A 15,137-nucleotide genomic window follows, 5' to 3' on the forward strand; every position below is an offset into this window, starting at 1 on the left:
TATTTACGTTGAGTAACGCTCGAGAAAATGGCCGAGGCGTTGGATCGCGTGGGAAAGGTCGTCGGCGCGGGGTAAAAACACGATGCGCAGATGATCGGGCGTGTCCCAGTGGAAGGCGCTGCCCTGTACCAGCAGGATTTTTTCCTGGCGCAGGAAATCGAGCACAAGCTTTTCGTCGTTGTCGATCTTGTGTTGGTTCAGGTCAATGCGCGGAAACAGATAAATGGCGCCCTGCGGCTTCACGCAGCTGACCCCGGGGATATCGTTCAGCATCCGGTAGGCGAGGTCACGCTGTTGGCGCAGGCGACCGCCGGGCAACACCAGGTCCTTGATACTTTGATAGCCGCCAAGCGCCGTCTGCACCGCGAACATTGCCGGTACATTGCCGCACAGACGCATGGAGGACAGGATGTCCATGCCCTCGATGAACCCGCGCGCGCGGTGCTTGGCGCCGCTGATGATCATCCAGCCAGAGCGGAACCCGGCCAGCCGGTAGGATTTGGAAAGGCCGTTGAAGCTCAGGCACAGTACATCCTCGGCGAGAGTGCCCATGGGGGTGAACTCGGCATCGTCGTACAGGATTTTGCTGTAGATCTCGTCGGCAAAAATGACCAGGTTGTGCTGGCGCGCAACTTCAACGATCTGTTCCAGCAGGGCTTTCGGGTAGACCGCACCGGTGGGGTTATTCGGGTTGATCACCACAATGCCGCGCGTGCGCGGGGTAATCTTGGACTTGATGTCATCAATATCCGGCAGCCAGCCCGCCTGCTCGTCACAGCGGTACAGCACTGGCTTGGCGCCGGTGAGGTTGGTGGCCGCCATCCACAGCGGATAGTTGGGCATCGGCAACAGCATTTCGTCGCCGGTATTCAGCAGCGCCTGGGTAGACATGGAGATCAGTTCGGAAACACCGTTGCCGAGGTAGATATCGTCGATGTCCACACCGGGGATGCCCAGGTTCTGGCACTCGTGCATGATGGCCTTGCGTGCCGCAAACAGGCCCTTGGATTCCACGTAGCCCTGCGCCTGGGAGAGGTTGTAGATCACATCCTGGAGGATCTCGTCCGGTGCGTCGAAGCCGAAGGGGGCCGGGTTGCCGATGTTCAGCTTCATGATCCGGTGGCCTTCTTCTTCCAGGCGCGAGGCCTGCTCCATAACGGGACCGCGTATTTCGTAGCAGACACCGTGGAGTTTTTCCGACTTGTGAATATCCTTCATTGCTGTGTTCTTTAAATAGGCATTTCAACAGTACACCGGATCGTCGCGCAGCGGCGCTCCGGCGGGCAAATTCTTCTAACTGGGGCCTGATGTTAAGCAGGCTTTTCTGCCAGTTTTGGAATCGGTTTGTAGCCACCGGACGTGGTTGGGTGAACCGGGCGCGATGGGGAAAACACCAGTGATAGAGTAAGGTGTTGCCGCTAAGTGTTGGGCCGGGCTGGGTACTGCCGCTGGATACTGACTTATCAGGCAAAAAAAGGAGTCACAGTATGTCAAAAGAAAAAGACGATAACTACTGGCGCGAGCGCCTGAGCGAAGAAGAATTTCGCGTTTGTCGCGAGGCGGGGACTGAGCGGCCATTTACCGGCGAGTACTGGGATACCTTTGAGGACGGCAAGTACCGCTGCCGTTGCTGCAAGGAGGTATTGTTCCACGCGGAGTCCAAGTTTGATGCGGGCTGCGGCTGGCCAAGCTTTGATGCGGCGGCGAAGAGCGGCGTCGTTGAGGAGCGCGTGGACAACAGCCTGGGCATGCAGCGCACCGAGATCTTGTGTGCCAACTGTGGCTGTCACCTCGGTCATGTTTTCCCGGATGGGCCGACCGCCACCGGCTTGCGCTATTGTGTTAATTCACTGTCGGTAAAACACGACCCTGAGCAGGACCCGGAGCGCGACCCGGAGCACGACCCGCAGACAGGCGCGGAGTGACCGAGCCGGCCCCGACCGTCGAAGGGTAGTTCTGCGGCCTGCGTGACTGGGGTAAGCCCTCGCTTACCGTGTCGGTATTGGCCGCTGCAGCGTGGAGAACGGAGATGATTCGATCAGGCCGCCCGCGCCACTGGGGACGCTGGCTGTACCGCATTCAATGGACACTGCTGGCCGGCATTGGCCTGGGTGTGGTGGGCGTGCGCACCGGTGTGCTGGGGCTGGAGTCTGCCCTGAAGCTATTTGGCGGTCTGGGGCTCGCTATGGTGGCGGTGGCGCTCTTCTCCATGCTGGTGTTCCTGTGGGGGCTGATTCGCCGCCACAGCGAGGCGCGCACGGCGGCCCTGTGGGCCATGGTGCTGGGCCTGGTTCCCGTTGCGCTGCCGCTGTATACGGTGGGGCAGCAGAGCCTGAATGCGCCGGCGCTTTACGACATTACCACCGACCTGCAGGACCCTCCCCAGTTTGACCTGTTGCTGTCCGCGCGTGAAAAGGGCGATCACAGTCCCGACTACCCGGGCGCGGCCGCGGCAGCGGTGCAGAAAGAAACGCCCGCCTACCGTGATATTCAGACGCTGGTGGTGCCGGCCTCCACGGCCGATGTCATGGCCGCCGCAGAACTGGTGGCACGGGAGCTCGGCTGGCGGGTCATTGCGGTGAGAGCGGGGCAGGGGCGCCTGGAGGCAGTGGCGCGCACACCGATCCTGGGGATCACCCAGGATATTGTGGTGCGCATCCGCCCGGAGGGGGCGTCCACCGAGACCAAGAAGGATGAAAATAAGCCCTCAGAGAAGATATCAAGTGGCGACCCGAAAACCGCGGCGGGTGGCTCGGACGCGGGTAAGGATGCCGGCACGGGTGTCGTCGCTACCCCTGCGACGAAAACCGAGGTGGACATGCGGTCGGCCTCTCGCACCGGCGAGCGGGATTTTGGCAGCAACGCCGCACGAATTCGCGAGTTCCTGCGGCGGCTCGAGGAGCGCCTGGGCGCAGGCAGGGAGGTGGCGCCTTAATCACTTTATGGGCCGCCCGGTGGTCACCGTGGCGCGGTGCCCGGTCAATCCAGGCAGGCGGCGGGCCAGTTTGCGGGCCCTTGTGCGGGTGGTTATGTAAGTCCCTGTATGGAAAGGAAAAATTTACAGAAAAGTTTTCAATCGGGTGTTGACAGCCCCCCGGGCTGTCCATAGAATGCGCCCCACTTCTGACGCACAGCTGAACTTTCACAAGCACTCAGCGACGCCGATGAAGGATTCTGGGTCCCCATCGTCTAGAGGCCTAGGACACCGCCCTTTCACGGCGGTAACAGGGGTTCGACTCCCCTTGGGGATGCCACTGCGGGAATAGCTCAGTTGGTAGAGCGCAACCTTGCCAAGGTTGAGGTCGCCGGTTCGAACCCGGTTTCCCGCTCCAGTTCCTATGTCCCCATCGTCTAGAGGCCTAGGACACCGCCCTTTCACGGCGGTAACAGGGGTTCGACTCCCCTTGGGGATGCCAATACTGCGAGGTCGCAACGCAACGACGACCTTGCATTACTGGACCGGGAGATTTAATTTTTCGGTCCAGTCAAATTCGCGGGAATAGCTCAGTTGGTAGAGCGCAACCTTGCCAAGGTTGAGGTCGCCGGTTCGAACCCGGTTTCCCGCTCCAAAATAAAAGCCGCTCAATGAGCGGCTTTTTTTTGCCTGCACGTTTTTGGCCAGATGTTTTTGCCGGGTCTGTTGCCGGCCGCGGTGGTCCGGGCAGGCCTGCTTCATTCTCCCCCATGGCGACTGCAGGGCGCTGCCCGTTCGGCCTCGGGTTGAAATGTGCCTCGCATGGGCGTTGAATAGCGCCTTCTCTTCGAAAATACAGTTGGTAGCATGACAGCCGCACTCTCCATTCGCGACCTGCAGAAAACGTACGACAATGGCTTTCAGGCCCTGAAGGGCATCAGCTTTGATGTGCAGCCGGGGGACTTTTTTGCCCTGCTGGGGCCGAACGGCGCCGGCAAGTCCACCACGATTGGCATCCTCTGCTCACTGGTGCGCAAGACCGGTGGCAGCGTGTCTATCTTCGGTGTCGATATCGACAAAGACTTCCCCAGGGCCAAGCAGCAGCTCGGCGTGGTGCCCCAGGAGTTCAATTTCAGCCAGTTTGAAAAGGTGTTCGACATCGTCTGCACCCAGGGTGGCTTTTATGGCATGCCGCGCAAGCTCGCCGAGGAGCGCACCGAGAAGTACCTGCGCAAATTGGGGCTGTGGGACAAGCGCAGCACCCAGGCCCGTATGCTGTCGGGCGGTATGAAGCGCAGGCTGATGATCGCGCGCGCGCTGATCCACGAGCCGAAGCTCCTGATTCTCGACGAGCCCACCGCCGGCGTGGACATCGAGTTGCGCCGTTCCATGTGGGAGTTCCTGCAGGAGATCAACCAGCGGGGCACCACCATTATCCTGACCACCCACTACCTGGAAGAGGCGGAGAGCCTTTGCCGCAATATCGCCATCATCGACAAGGGCGATATCGTTGAAAACACCTCGATGAAATCCCTGATCAAAACCCTCAGTCGCGAAGTGTTTATCCTGGATACGCACGAATCCCTGAGCGAGGCGCCGGACTTCGGTCACTTTGAGGGTCGCCTGGTGGACGAGCACAGCCTGGAGGTGACGGTGCACAAGGGGCAGTCCCTGAGCGAGCTGTTTACCCTGCTGACTGCGCAGAACATTTCGGTAACCAGTATGCGCAACCGCGCCAACCGGCTGGAAGAGCTTTTCGTCTCACTGCTCGCGGACAACAAGCAGCAAAACGCCGGCGATGACCAGGGTGAAAGCAAGGAGGTGCAGTCATGAGCCTGTCGTTAATCTGGACCGCGTTTTCCACCATTTTTCGCCGGGAAGTGCGCCGGTTTATCCGTATCTGGCCACAGACACTGGTGCCGCCGGTGATCACCATGTCGCTGTACTTTGTGATCTTCGGTTCCCTGATTGGCAGCCGCATCGGTGAAATGGGCGGCTACTCCTATATGGAGTTTGTGGTACCGGGGCTGATCATGATGGCGGTGATCACCAACTCTTACGGCAATGTGGTCTCTTCGTTTTACAGTGCCAAGTTTCAGCGCAGTGTGGAGGAGTTGCTGGTGTCGCCCACGCCCAACTGGGTGGTGATGGCGGGTTACGTGCTCGGTGGGGTCGCGCGCGGCCTGATCGTGGGGGCGGTGGTCACCCTGATCGCGCTGCTGTTCACCTCGCTGTCGGTGCAGCATATCGGCCTCACGATACTGATCGTGTTCCTGACCTCGGTTCTGTTTTCACTGGCGGGGTTTATCAATGCGATCTTCGCCAATAGCTTCGATGACATCTCGATTATTCCCACCTTCGTGCTAACGCCGCTGACCTATCTGGGTGGGGTGTTCTATTCCATCGAGCTGCTGTCGCCATTCTGGCAGGGTTTGTCCAAGCTCAATCCGATTCTGTATATGGTCAATGCCTTCCGCTACGGCGTGCTCGGTGTTTCCGATATCAGCGTGGGCTGGGCCTTTGTCGGTGTGCTGGCCTTTATTGCGCTGCTGTCTGCCTGGGCTCTGCACCTGATGAGTCACGGCAAGCGGCTGCGTCATTAATCGTACGTCATTGATAGATCGAGGTTACTGGAGCTGACGATGCAACGCGAAGACTGGCAGAACCTGCCGCTGGGGCAGGAGACCCGTTACGAGTCCACCTACAACCCGCAGCTGCTGCACCCGATTCCCCGCTCGGTATCGCGCGCGCAACTGGGGATTGATGGGGCCGCGCTCCCGTTTACCGGCGCCGACGAGTGGTGGGGGTTCGAGCTTTCCTGGCTGAATCACAGGGGCGTGCCGCAAGTGGCGGTGGCCCGTTTCCGCTTTGCCGCCTCCAGCCCGTCGATGATCGAATCCAAGTCGTTCAAGCTGTATTTGAATTCGTTCAACCAGACGGAATTCGATTCTGCCGAAGCGGTGCGCGCAACGCTGGAAAAAGATCTGAGTGCGGCCGCCGGCAGTGATGTGGCGGTGACCCTGTTTGATGTAGAGGACCCGGTGTTGGCGGTGCAGGCTCCAGCGGGAACCTGCGTGGACAAGCTCGACCTGGAGACACGGGTCTATCAGCCGGATGCCGGTTTGTTGAAGCTGGCACCGGGCGCGGCGACTGAGGAGACGCTATACAGCCACCTGCTGCGCAGCAACTGTCCCGTAACCGGGCAGCCCGACTGGGCCACCGTTTCCATCACCTACCGCGGTCCGCAGCTCGACCATGCCTCGGTACTGGCTTACGTGGTTTCTTTTCGTGAGCATCAGGATTTCCACGAACACTGTGTGGAGCGTATCTACTGCGACCTGCAGCAGCTGGCGGATTTTGCACAGCTGACGGTGTGCGCCCGCTATACCCGTCGCGGCGGGCTGGATATCAATCCGCTGCGGACGTCTACGGGCGAGATTGTGTTTCCGGGGCGTTTTGCCCGGCAGTGATGCTGCCGGGACTGGCGTAGGGCGGGGCGTTAGATGATGACCTTGCTCTTGAGGCGGGCCTGCGCCTTTTGCAGCGCCTGCAGCACTTTTTCCTTGTCGTAATTGCGCACCTTGTCCAGGTCCAGGTGCATGGCAAAGCCCGGGGCGTGTTCTTCCAGGTAGCTCTGCTGGCCGCCCAGGTTCTTGCGCAGGTCGGTGACGGAGTACACCTTCACCGGCGTGCTGAAACCTTTCACAGTGACATGGCCCTTGTCGCGACACATGACCGTCTGCTTGATCATGGCCCAGGTTTCATGGCTGATCAGCACCTCACCGGGGTCGGCGGCGCTTTCCAGGCGCGCGGCCAGGTTTACGTGGGTGCCCATCACCGTGTAGGTCTGGTGGTCGGCGGTACCGAATACCCCCACCGTACAGTAACCGGTATTGATCCCCATGCGGATCTGCAGCGGGTGCGAGATACCCTGGTCGTACCACTCCTGCATCATTTCCCGCACGCGTTTACGCATCGCCAGCGCCATGGCCACACAGCGCAGCGCATCGGACTTGGGACCTTTGCTCTGGTCGTCCCCAAACACCACCATCACCGCATCACCGATGAATTTATCGATGGTGCCCCCGTAATGGGCGACGATGCGGGACATTTCCGTCAGATAGCTATTCAGCAGGCGGGTGAGCGTTTCCGCCTCCATCTCCTCGGTGAGCTGGCTGAAATCCTTGATATCGGAAAAGAACACCGTCAGCAGTTTGCGTTCGGTGACGATCTCTTTTTCCTTGCCGGTCGTCACGGCGCGCCACAAACGCTTGGGTAGATAGCGGGACAGCTTGTAGCTGGCCAGGTTGGCGGTGCGCTGCTCTTTGTGTAGCTGCAGATTGTCGGCCTTCAGGCGGGCTATCTGCTTGTGGGTGTAGAAGGCGTAGCAGCAGAAGTATGTGAATACGCCGATCAGGCTGGCAGCGCTGATGTTGAGGTCGGCGTTGACCACCAAAGTCGGGCGGTGCAACAGGTAGCCCGCCCCCATGCCGATCAGCATCGCCGTATTGTGCTCAAACCAGCTGCGACCACCACCCTGGGTCAGGGCGTTGAACTGCACCATGGTGATGAAGAGCAAGCTGGGCAGCAGGCTGAAGTTGGCCATGGCCATCGCCATGCCAATCAAGAGGGCATCGGTAAATGCAAGCCAGCGGCGAATCTTGGCCGAATTTTCTGGAATGCTGCGCCGCGCAATATGGTGGGCAACGGGAATATAGGCCAGCAGCAGCGCCGCCATGGCGAGCTGAAGCAGCGCACCTTTCGAGAGCTGTGCGGACCAGTTGACACTACTTAACAGGGTGCCGGAGGCCGCAAAACAGATCAGGGCACGGAAATAGATTGGATAGCGGGAGTCTTGCGGGCGCCCGCCGGTTTCTTCTGGCTGATTCTGCATGAACGCTGGGTCTTATCGGTAACGGTGTGGATCCGGGAGCATGTTGTTTTCTTCTCGTCCCCATCAGTCACTGGTGTACGGCGCACTTGCTCTGGCTGCGTACGACAGTGCCTCAGAAGTTTTTTATTATAACGAGGCTTGGATCACTGACAGGCGCAAAGTTTACCCTCATGTTGGGGTGAATGCGACGGCTAGAGAGGACGCAATTTCAAATTGAACGGTCGTACCACAATATTCGTTCCAAGATTTGCGGTAGAATTCCACGTCCCTGAAAGGGAGTTCTAAAGGCTGCTTATTAACTGGAGAAGATCTATGGACGCGCTGGAGGCTCTGCACAACCGGGTATCTGTCGGCGGGTTGACGGAACCTGCCCCAAGCCGCCAGCAACGGGAGGCCATTTTCCGCGCTGCACTGCGTGCCGCCGACCACGGCAACCTGCGCCCCTGGCGCTTCCTAGTGGTGGAGGGCGAGGCCCGCAACCGGATTGGAGAAATCTACCTTCAGGCCAGCGAGGCCGATGCCCCCCTGAGTGGCCCCCAACGTGAGCGCACACTCGCCATGCCCCTGCGGGCCCCACTGATCCTCGTGGCCATCACCCGTCTGCAAGAGCACCCCAAGGTGCCTTTTGAGGAGCAGCGCATGTCCACCGCTGGTGCCGTTCAGGCCATGCTGACCGCAGCGTTTGCCGAAGGCGTGGGCGCCTACTGGCGTACGGGGGCGCTCGCCGAAAACCGGGTGGTCGCAAACGCTCTGGGGCTGGCCGGCAACGAAGAAATCAGCGGCTTCATCTACATGGGCACCCCGAAAAAGCCCCCCCGCCCGGCACCGGAGCTGGCAGTGGGGGATTTCTTTGCGGAATGGACAGGCGACTGATCGCTGCACATTGGGCGCAAGTGGCGGAAAATTCCGAAATATACTTGCACCCACCGCCACCTTTCTGTAAAGTGCGCGCTCGCTGATTGGGAGCTATGTTACTGATTAGCAAGACAATTTGGTGAGGTGTCCGAGTGGCCGAAGGAGCACGCCTGGAAAGTGTGTATGTCGAAAGGCATCGAGGGTTCGAATCCCTCCCTCACCGCCATATACAAAAAAAGCCCCATGCGAAAGCATGGGGCTTTTTTTGTATACGACGCTGAGGTCGGGTGAGAACCCTCCGGTTCGATTAACTCGCGCATGCGAGTTAAGACCGAGGCAAAGCCGAGCCCGCAGGGTTGAAACACGCCATAGCGTGTTTCAAGTCCATCCCGACCGGAGTCAAAAGCCCGCTCAATAACGGTTATAAGCCGGGCTTTTTCGTTAAACGACGCTGAGGTCGGGTGAGAACCCTCCGGTTCGATCAACTCGCGCCAGCGAGTTGAGACCGAGGCAAAGCCGAGCCCGCAGGGTTGAAACACGCCATAGCGTGTTTCAAGTCCATCCCGACCGGAGTCTGGAGCATCTTCTTCATCTCAAAAAGCCGGTTCTGGAGGAGTGGCTGATTCAATCGTTGCTGTGCGGCTGGCCCGACTGCAAAGCAACGCTAATGAGTGTGTGCATACTCGGCAGCGAGTAGTTAAGAAACTGGCGATCAAGCACGCGCCGGTTGATCTAGATCAGTAAAGCGACACTTAAGCGATATTTGGCCTGTCAGTAGCCTTCCTCTCCAGAGCCTTTGCAGTATGCTGGCAGTAGGTGTTTTAAAAGTTGTATTGATTCCAATATCAACCGCGAAATGGCCGGGAGGCGGCTATGGGCCAGGAAATTACCAGCACCGAATTCAGCGATGCGGACGAAAAGGAATTTCGGCGCCGTCTGCGTACGGAGACCAACATCCTCAACCGCTGGTTCCAGCAGGAGCGTTTCGAGGTGCCGGAGAGTCCCATGTGTGGGCTCGAACTGGAGGGCTGGCTTACAGACAGTGATTTCGTCCCTGCGCCGGCGAGTGAGGGGTTTCTTGCGCAGGTCAACGATGAGCTGGTGGTGCCGGAGATCTCGCGCTTCAACTTCGAGCTGAACAGTATTCCGGCGCCGATCCGGAAAACGGTTTTCAGCGATCTGAACCGGAGCCTGTCCACACTCTGGCAGACCTGCACCCGGCAGGCCGAGTCCATGGGGCTTCGCGCCATCGCCATCGGCTCTCTACCCACCATCCGCGCCAATATGCTTACGCTAGAGCATATCTATCCCAGCAAGCGCTACTTTGCGCTGAACAACCGGGTGATGGAACTGCGGCGTAATCAACCGGCGGTACTGTCCCTGGAAGGCAAGGAAGTGCTGAGGGTTTCCCACCCGGACATCATGCTCGAGGCGGCGGCGACTTCGGTACAGGTGCACCTGCAGGTGGCGCTTGCCGAGGGCAAGCGTTTTTTCAATGCCTCCACCATTGCCTCACCGTTTATGGCGGCGATCGCAGCCAACTCTCCGTTTCTTTACGGCAAGGCGCTCTGGAGCGAAACCCGAATTCCGATCTTCGAGCAGGCGGTCAACCTCGGGAGCTTCCGCAATCTGGATGGCTCCGTGGCCAAGCGGGTCTCCCTAGGTAACGGTTATGTTCGCGAGTCGCTGCTGGAGCTGTTTCTGGAAAACCTGGACGGCTACCCGGTACTGCTACCAGACAACTACGATCGCACCCCGGAGGAGCTCAGCCACCTACGTCTGCATAACGGCACTATCTGGCGCTGGAACCGGCCGCTGATTGGCATCGACAGTGACGGTACGCCGCACCTGCGTATCGAGCACCGGGTTCCATCATCTGGGCCCTCCATGCCAGATGTTGTCGCCAATACCGCGTTTTTCCTCGGGCTGGCAACCTATCTCGCACGGATTCCCGAGGTGCCTGAAGACCGGTTGTCGTTTGCCGCCGTGAAACGGAATTTCTTCCAGGCCTGCAAGTACGGCCTGAATGCCGAGATCGAATGGATCGATGGCAAAGTGTGGAACCTGCAGCGGCTGGTGCTGGACGAATTGATCGGTCCCACGGAAGAGGCGCTGGAATCCCTCGGTGTCGACCGAGACGATATCTACAAGTACATCACGAGAATTATCCGCCCGCGGGTACTGACGGGTCAGAACGGCTCTAACTGGCAGCGGGCCTACATCAATACGCACGGCGCCAATTTCCAACGCCTGCTGGAAGAGTATTACCAACACCAGAAACAGGATATTCCGGTGCATGAATGGAAGAGTGAAGCTTAATTTTCTCGAGGCTCTGCCGGATTCTTTTTTCGATATTGACCACCCGAGCAGATTGCGGGAAGTGTTTGACGGGCCGACGCTGCTCGCGTTGAAAGGGGATGTCCGCGAGCCACTGATGATCAGCACCTTGCTGCACGGTAACGAAACCACCGGTTTCTTCGCACTGCAGCGGCTGTTGAAAGAATACCGCAGCCGGTTGCCGCGTTCCTTACTGGTTTTTTTTGGCAATATTGAGGCTGCCGCAGTGGGTGTCAGGCATCTTCCCGGCCAGCCAGATTTCAACCGCATCTGGGGTGGGGGCGAGAGTCCGGAGGCGCGTATGGCTCGGGAAGTGCTGGGCTATGCACGCGAGCAGGGCGTGATCGCCAATGTCGACATTCACAACACCACCGGACGCAACCCATATTACGCCTGCGTTAATCGGACTTCGCCGGAATTTCTGCGGCTGGCGGAAGGGTTTACCGATATCGTGATTTACTTTACCGAGCCCCATGAGGTGAATTCGAACGCGTTTGCCAAGGTTTGCCCGTCTGTCACGCTGGAGTGCGGGCTGCCGGGGTTACCCGAGGGAATAACGCATCTCTACCACTATCTGGAGAGGCTGCTGCTGAACGTGGGGGGAGGCGAATCGTCGACGCAAGATTGCCGCATTTACCAGACGGTTGCTCGCCTGAAAGTGCCTTATTACTGCGACTTCGACTTCGAGTTTGAGGCGCACTCCGGGAAGGATTTCTCTTTTATGCGCGCGTTTGATCACTTCAACTTCCAGCGCATCGAGCGCGGCAGTGTGATCGCCTATGCCCGCCGCGATGGACCCCAGCTCGCGGTGCTGGATAACAACGACAGGCTGGTAACCGAGAAATACCTGGGTTTTCAGGGTGGCAAGGTGATCGCATTGCAGGATTTGATTCCGTCCATGTTTACCACGGTCCGGGAAGTGGCGCGTGAGGATTCCCTTGGATATCTGATGGAGCCCTATAACGGAGCCCTATAACGGAGCCCTATAACGAAACCATATGACGGAGCCCTATGACGGAGCTCCGGGTGGAGTCTAGGGCCGATGTTCAGCCCTAAATTCAAAAGCGGTTCAATTCGTCTCGCAGGTCCTGCTCCAGGTCGGCCGGCTCGGTAATCCACACACTGTCGTCTGCGCCGGGAAACACACCCACTTCGATACCATCCTTTTTCAATCCGGGAAGCCATCGGTTCAGGAACTGGGGCAGGGCAACGCTGCGTGGCTGCAGGTCGCTATCCTCGGTAGCAAATGCCTCGGCAAACTCGGTACTGGGCCAGATCGGCAGGTATTCAAAGCCGCCCTGATCTTCGGAGTGTAGTTTCAGGAAGTGCTCATCACTGTTGACCAGAATCCAGATCTCGCGCTCTTCACCCACCAGGTCCAGGAAGTATTCGTAGCGGGCTTCACAGTCCAGGTCGAGGATTGCTTTCAGGTCGTCGGTACTCATGGTTCAGCTCGCTATCTTGAGGAGGACTAGAGTGACCATTTTACGTGTTTTTTAACCGGGTGTTTGACCTTTGTGATGTCCTGGCGGTCGAGTGAACCGCGGGGAAGTGCGGCGCCATGGCGCACGTTGATACTCTGGTATTCTTATTGAGGGTGTGCTGTGCGATACGCTGCCCGAGCTGGCCGCCTGCACACCAACCCGAACCCGCCCCCAACGCAATCGGTAAAGATCTTTTATGGAACCCTTCCTCTCGAATCCCATGGCAGTTCTGGTCATGGTTGGGATCGTCTCGATTGCGTGCCGGTTTGCGGCCTTCAAGCTCCGGCTGCCGGCGATCCTGCCCCTGTTGTTGGCAGGGCTGCTGCTGGGGCCCATCACCGGGGTTCTCGATCCGGATGCGCTATTCGGCGATTTACTGTTCCCGTTGGTTTCGCTGGCCGTGGCCATCATCCTGTTCGAGGGTGCGCTTACCCTCAAGCTATCCGATCTCGCCGGGCACGGCAGCATGGTGCGTAACCTGTGTACTTTGGGTGCCCTGGTTACCTGGTTGATCGCCACCCCGGCCGCCTATTACGTGCTCGGTATGCCCCTGCAACTGGCGGCACTGTTTGGCGCGATTGTTACGGTGACCGGGCCTACGGTGATTGTCCCCATGTTGCGCACCGTGCGCCCGAATGCTCGCATCTCCAACATACTGCGCTGGGAAGGTATCGTCATTGACCCCATTGGCGCGCTGCTCGCGGTGCTGGTCTACGAATATATCGTTGCGGCACAAAATCCGTTTGAGCATTCGCTCATTCTGTTGCTGAAGGTGGTGCTAATCGGGTTTGGCCTCGGTGCCCTGATGGGGCATTTCCTCGGCACCCTGTTGCGCAATAACTGGGTGCCGCACTACCTGCGCAATACTGCCGTACTCACATTAATGCTGGGGGCGTACGCGGCCTCCGACTTGATGGCCTACGAATCCGGTCTGCTCACGGTCACTGTGATGGGCATCTGGATGGCCAATATGAAAGACCTGGATGTGGACGACATCCTTGAGTTCAAGGAAACCCTCAGCGTCCTGTTGATTTCCGCCCTGTTCATATTACTGGCGGCGCGGGTGGAGCTGTTCACCCTGGGCCAGTTGGGGTGGGGCGCGTTGCTGGTCCTTGGGGCCATTATGTACATCGCCCGCCCGCTCTCGGTGTTTCTGTCGGCGCCGGGCTCTGGGTTGAACTGGCGTGAGCTGGCCATGTTGAGCTGGATTGCGCCGCGCGGGATTGTGGCCGCGGCAGTTTCCGCGCTGTTTGCCCTGAAGATGGAATCCTTTGGTTTACCCAAGTCGGAATTGCTGGTGCCGATGGTGTTTCTCGTCATCATTGCCACCGTGGTGGTTCAGAGCCTGACGTCGAAAACCGTCGCAAAATTGCTGGACGTGCGGGCGCCTTACCCCAACGGGTTTCTGATTTTCGGCGGAGGCCGGTTCGCCCGCTTGTTGGCGAAAGACCTGTTGGACAAGGGGGTGCCCGTGCGTGTTGCCGATACCAACTGGGATGCCATCCGTGAAGCGCGCATGGCAAATATACCGACTTATTACGGTAACCCCATCTCGGAGCACGCCAGCCTGACCATGGATTTATCTAGCACCGGCAAGGTGCTCATGCTCTCGCCGTACCGACAGCTGAATCCGCTGGTGGCCTACCACTTTGAGCATGTGCTGGGGGATGGCTCGGTACTCGGGTTAAGCGACAGTACGCAGGAGGGCCGGGCCAGCCATAAAGTATCGGAAGAGTATGCGAAGAAGCTGGAACTATTCTCCGAAAACGCCACTTACGGCCGTCTCGCGAGCCTGGTGGCCAAGGGCGCAACCATCCGCACCACGCGCCTGACCGATGAATTCACCATTGACGATTACAAAGAAACCTATGGCAACCGCGCAACGCGCCTGTATGCGGTCGATCCACGGGGCAAGATTCATATCAATACCGTTTCCCATGAGTTTGAGCTCGGTGCGGATTGGCAGGTTGTGAGCCTGATTGCGCCAGAGGCGCCGCAGATGCCGTCCTCCGGCACGGAGGTGGGTGCGGCGGGCTAAGTTCGTAATAGATCAAGTTTGTATGGATAGGCGGCGCCATTGATCCAGATGGTTGATTGGTGCGTACTCATTGCGAATAACAACAGCTGCAGTGACCTATTGATATGAGTGAATTGATTCGACTGGTGTATGCCAGCCGCGCCGCATTTGAGCCAGCACCGGTTCAGCAGGGGGTTGAGCCATCGGTTGGCCGCATCCTGATGCAAAGCCGGAAAAACAATACCGAAGCCAATATTGGCGGGGTGTTGTATTTTGGCGATGGCTATTTCTTCCAGGCCCTGGAGGGCGATCGCGTCGCAGTAAACCGGACCTATCAGCGGATCACGGCAGATTCCCGCCACAGTGAAGTCACCATTCTTTCACTGAAAACCGTACCCAAGCGCCTGTTTGCCGACTGGTCGATGAAATACGTTCCCGCGGAAGAGGCGGTGCGGCAGTTTATCCGCGCGCGCGGTTACCAGCGCTTTGAGCCGCTCAAGTTTCAGGAAGAAGAAGCGGAGGCCCTGGTCGCATTGTTTCAGCAGCAGGGCGATGTGGGTGGGCAGGTGCAAAAAACCGGTTTTGGGCCACTCTGGTTGCGCAGATTATTTGGTTGATTGTTCGGCCGGGAGCAGG

At 58.7% G+C, this 15,137-nt stretch carries 13 protein-coding genes and 5 tRNA genes; 15 read left to right on the top strand and 3 right to left on the bottom strand.

What is annotated here, in order from left to right; all coding sequences use genetic code 11:
• Positions 1–3: 3 nt before the first annotated feature.
• Entirely contained in the window at positions 4–1,218 is a 1,215-nt protein-coding gene (locus tag JF535_RS08710; RefSeq protein WP_207001265.1) for a pyridoxal phosphate-dependent aminotransferase, read from the bottom strand.
• 269 nt (positions 1,219–1,487) lie between these two features.
• Here JF535_RS08710 and msrB point away from each other — a divergent pair, with 269 nt between their 5' ends.
• The 9 genes from msrB (at position 1,488) to queF (ending at position 6,384) form a co-directional block, all read left to right on the top strand.
• Positions 1,488–1,925: a peptide-methionine (R)-S-oxide reductase MsrB gene (msrB, locus tag JF535_RS08715; RefSeq protein ID WP_207001266.1), complete on the top strand. Its 438-nt coding sequence runs from the start codon at positions 1,488–1,490 to the stop codon at positions 1,923–1,925.
• A 104-nt stretch (positions 1,926–2,029) separates the two neighbouring features.
• Entirely contained in the window at positions 2,030–2,935 is a 906-nt protein-coding gene (locus JF535_RS08720) for a DUF1499 domain-containing protein (protein ID WP_207001268.1), read from the top strand.
• A 243-nt stretch (positions 2,936–3,178) separates the two neighbouring features.
• Positions 3,179–3,254 (top strand) — tRNA-Glu (locus JF535_RS08725).
• A gap of 2 nt (positions 3,255–3,256) precedes the next feature.
• Positions 3,257–3,332: transfer RNA gene (locus JF535_RS08730), tRNA-Gly, on the top strand.
• Positions 3,333–3,340: 8 nt separating this feature from the next.
• A tRNA-Glu gene (locus JF535_RS08735) sits at positions 3,341–3,416 on the top strand.
• 77 nt (positions 3,417–3,493) lie between these two features.
• Positions 3,494–3,569: transfer RNA gene (locus tag JF535_RS08740), tRNA-Gly, on the top strand.
• Between the two features lie 212 nt (positions 3,570–3,781).
• Entirely contained in the window at positions 3,782–4,747 is a 966-nt protein-coding gene (locus JF535_RS08745) for an ABC transporter ATP-binding protein (RefSeq protein WP_207001270.1), read from the top strand.
• Entirely contained in the window at positions 4,744–5,517 is a 774-nt protein-coding gene (locus tag JF535_RS08750) for an ABC transporter permease (RefSeq protein ID WP_207001271.1), read from the top strand. Before JF535_RS08745 ends, JF535_RS08750 begins: the two co-directional genes overlap by 4 nt.
• A gap of 39 nt (positions 5,518–5,556) precedes the next feature.
• On the top strand, positions 5,557–6,384 hold the full coding sequence (gene queF, locus JF535_RS08755; RefSeq protein ID WP_207001273.1) for an NADPH-dependent 7-cyano-7-deazaguanine reductase QueF: 828 nt from the start codon (positions 5,557–5,559) through the stop codon (positions 6,382–6,384).
• 29 nt (positions 6,385–6,413) lie between these two features.
• Here queF and JF535_RS08760 read toward each other — a convergent pair whose 3' ends face one another.
• Positions 6,414–7,808: an adenylate/guanylate cyclase domain-containing protein gene (locus JF535_RS08760; RefSeq protein WP_207001276.1), complete on the bottom strand. Its 1,395-nt coding sequence runs from the start codon at positions 7,806–7,808 to the stop codon at positions 6,414–6,416.
• A 312-nt stretch (positions 7,809–8,120) separates the two neighbouring features.
• Between JF535_RS08760 and JF535_RS08765 the strand changes: the two genes are divergently transcribed.
• The 4 genes from JF535_RS08765 (at position 8,121) to JF535_RS08780 (ending at position 11,976) form a co-directional block, all read left to right on the top strand.
• Positions 8,121–8,681, top strand: a complete 561-nt coding sequence (locus JF535_RS08765) for a nitroreductase family protein (protein WP_207001278.1) — start codon at positions 8,121–8,123, stop codon at positions 8,679–8,681.
• 120 nt (positions 8,682–8,801) lie between these two features.
• Positions 8,802–8,889 (top strand) — tRNA-Ser (locus JF535_RS08770).
• A gap of 647 nt (positions 8,890–9,536) precedes the next feature.
• A complete protein-coding gene (locus JF535_RS08775; protein ID WP_207001280.1) occupies positions 9,537–10,982 on the top strand; it encodes a glutamate-cysteine ligase family protein in 1,446 nt (481 codons plus the stop codon).
• The gene (locus JF535_RS08780; protein ID WP_207001281.1) at positions 10,972–11,976 is read left to right on the top strand and encodes a M14 family metallopeptidase; all 1,005 of its coding nucleotides are present in this window, start codon (positions 10,972–10,974) and stop codon (positions 11,974–11,976) included. Before JF535_RS08775 ends, JF535_RS08780 begins: the two co-directional genes overlap by 11 nt.
• A gap of 82 nt (positions 11,977–12,058) precedes the next feature.
• Here JF535_RS08780 and JF535_RS08785 read toward each other — a convergent pair whose 3' ends face one another.
• The gene (locus JF535_RS08785) at positions 12,059–12,445 is read right to left on the bottom strand and encodes a DUF2750 domain-containing protein (protein ID WP_207001284.1); all 387 of its coding nucleotides are present in this window, start codon (positions 12,443–12,445) and stop codon (positions 12,059–12,061) included.
• A gap of 235 nt (positions 12,446–12,680) precedes the next feature.
• Here JF535_RS08785 and JF535_RS08790 point away from each other — a divergent pair, with 235 nt between their 5' ends.
• Both JF535_RS08790 and JF535_RS08795 read left to right on the top strand, forming a co-directional pair.
• Entirely contained in the window at positions 12,681–14,522 is a 1,842-nt protein-coding gene (locus JF535_RS08790) for a cation:proton antiporter (RefSeq protein WP_207001286.1), read from the top strand.
• 104 nt (positions 14,523–14,626) lie between these two features.
• Positions 14,627–15,118, top strand: a complete 492-nt coding sequence (locus JF535_RS08795) for a BLUF domain-containing protein (RefSeq protein ID WP_207001288.1) — start codon at positions 14,627–14,629, stop codon at positions 15,116–15,118.
• Positions 15,119–15,137: the final 19 nt, after the last annotated feature.

Source organism: Microbulbifer salipaludis, from assembly GCF_017303155.1.
GTDB classification, from domain to species: domain Bacteria; phylum Pseudomonadota; class Gammaproteobacteria; order Pseudomonadales; family Cellvibrionaceae; genus Microbulbifer; species Microbulbifer salipaludis.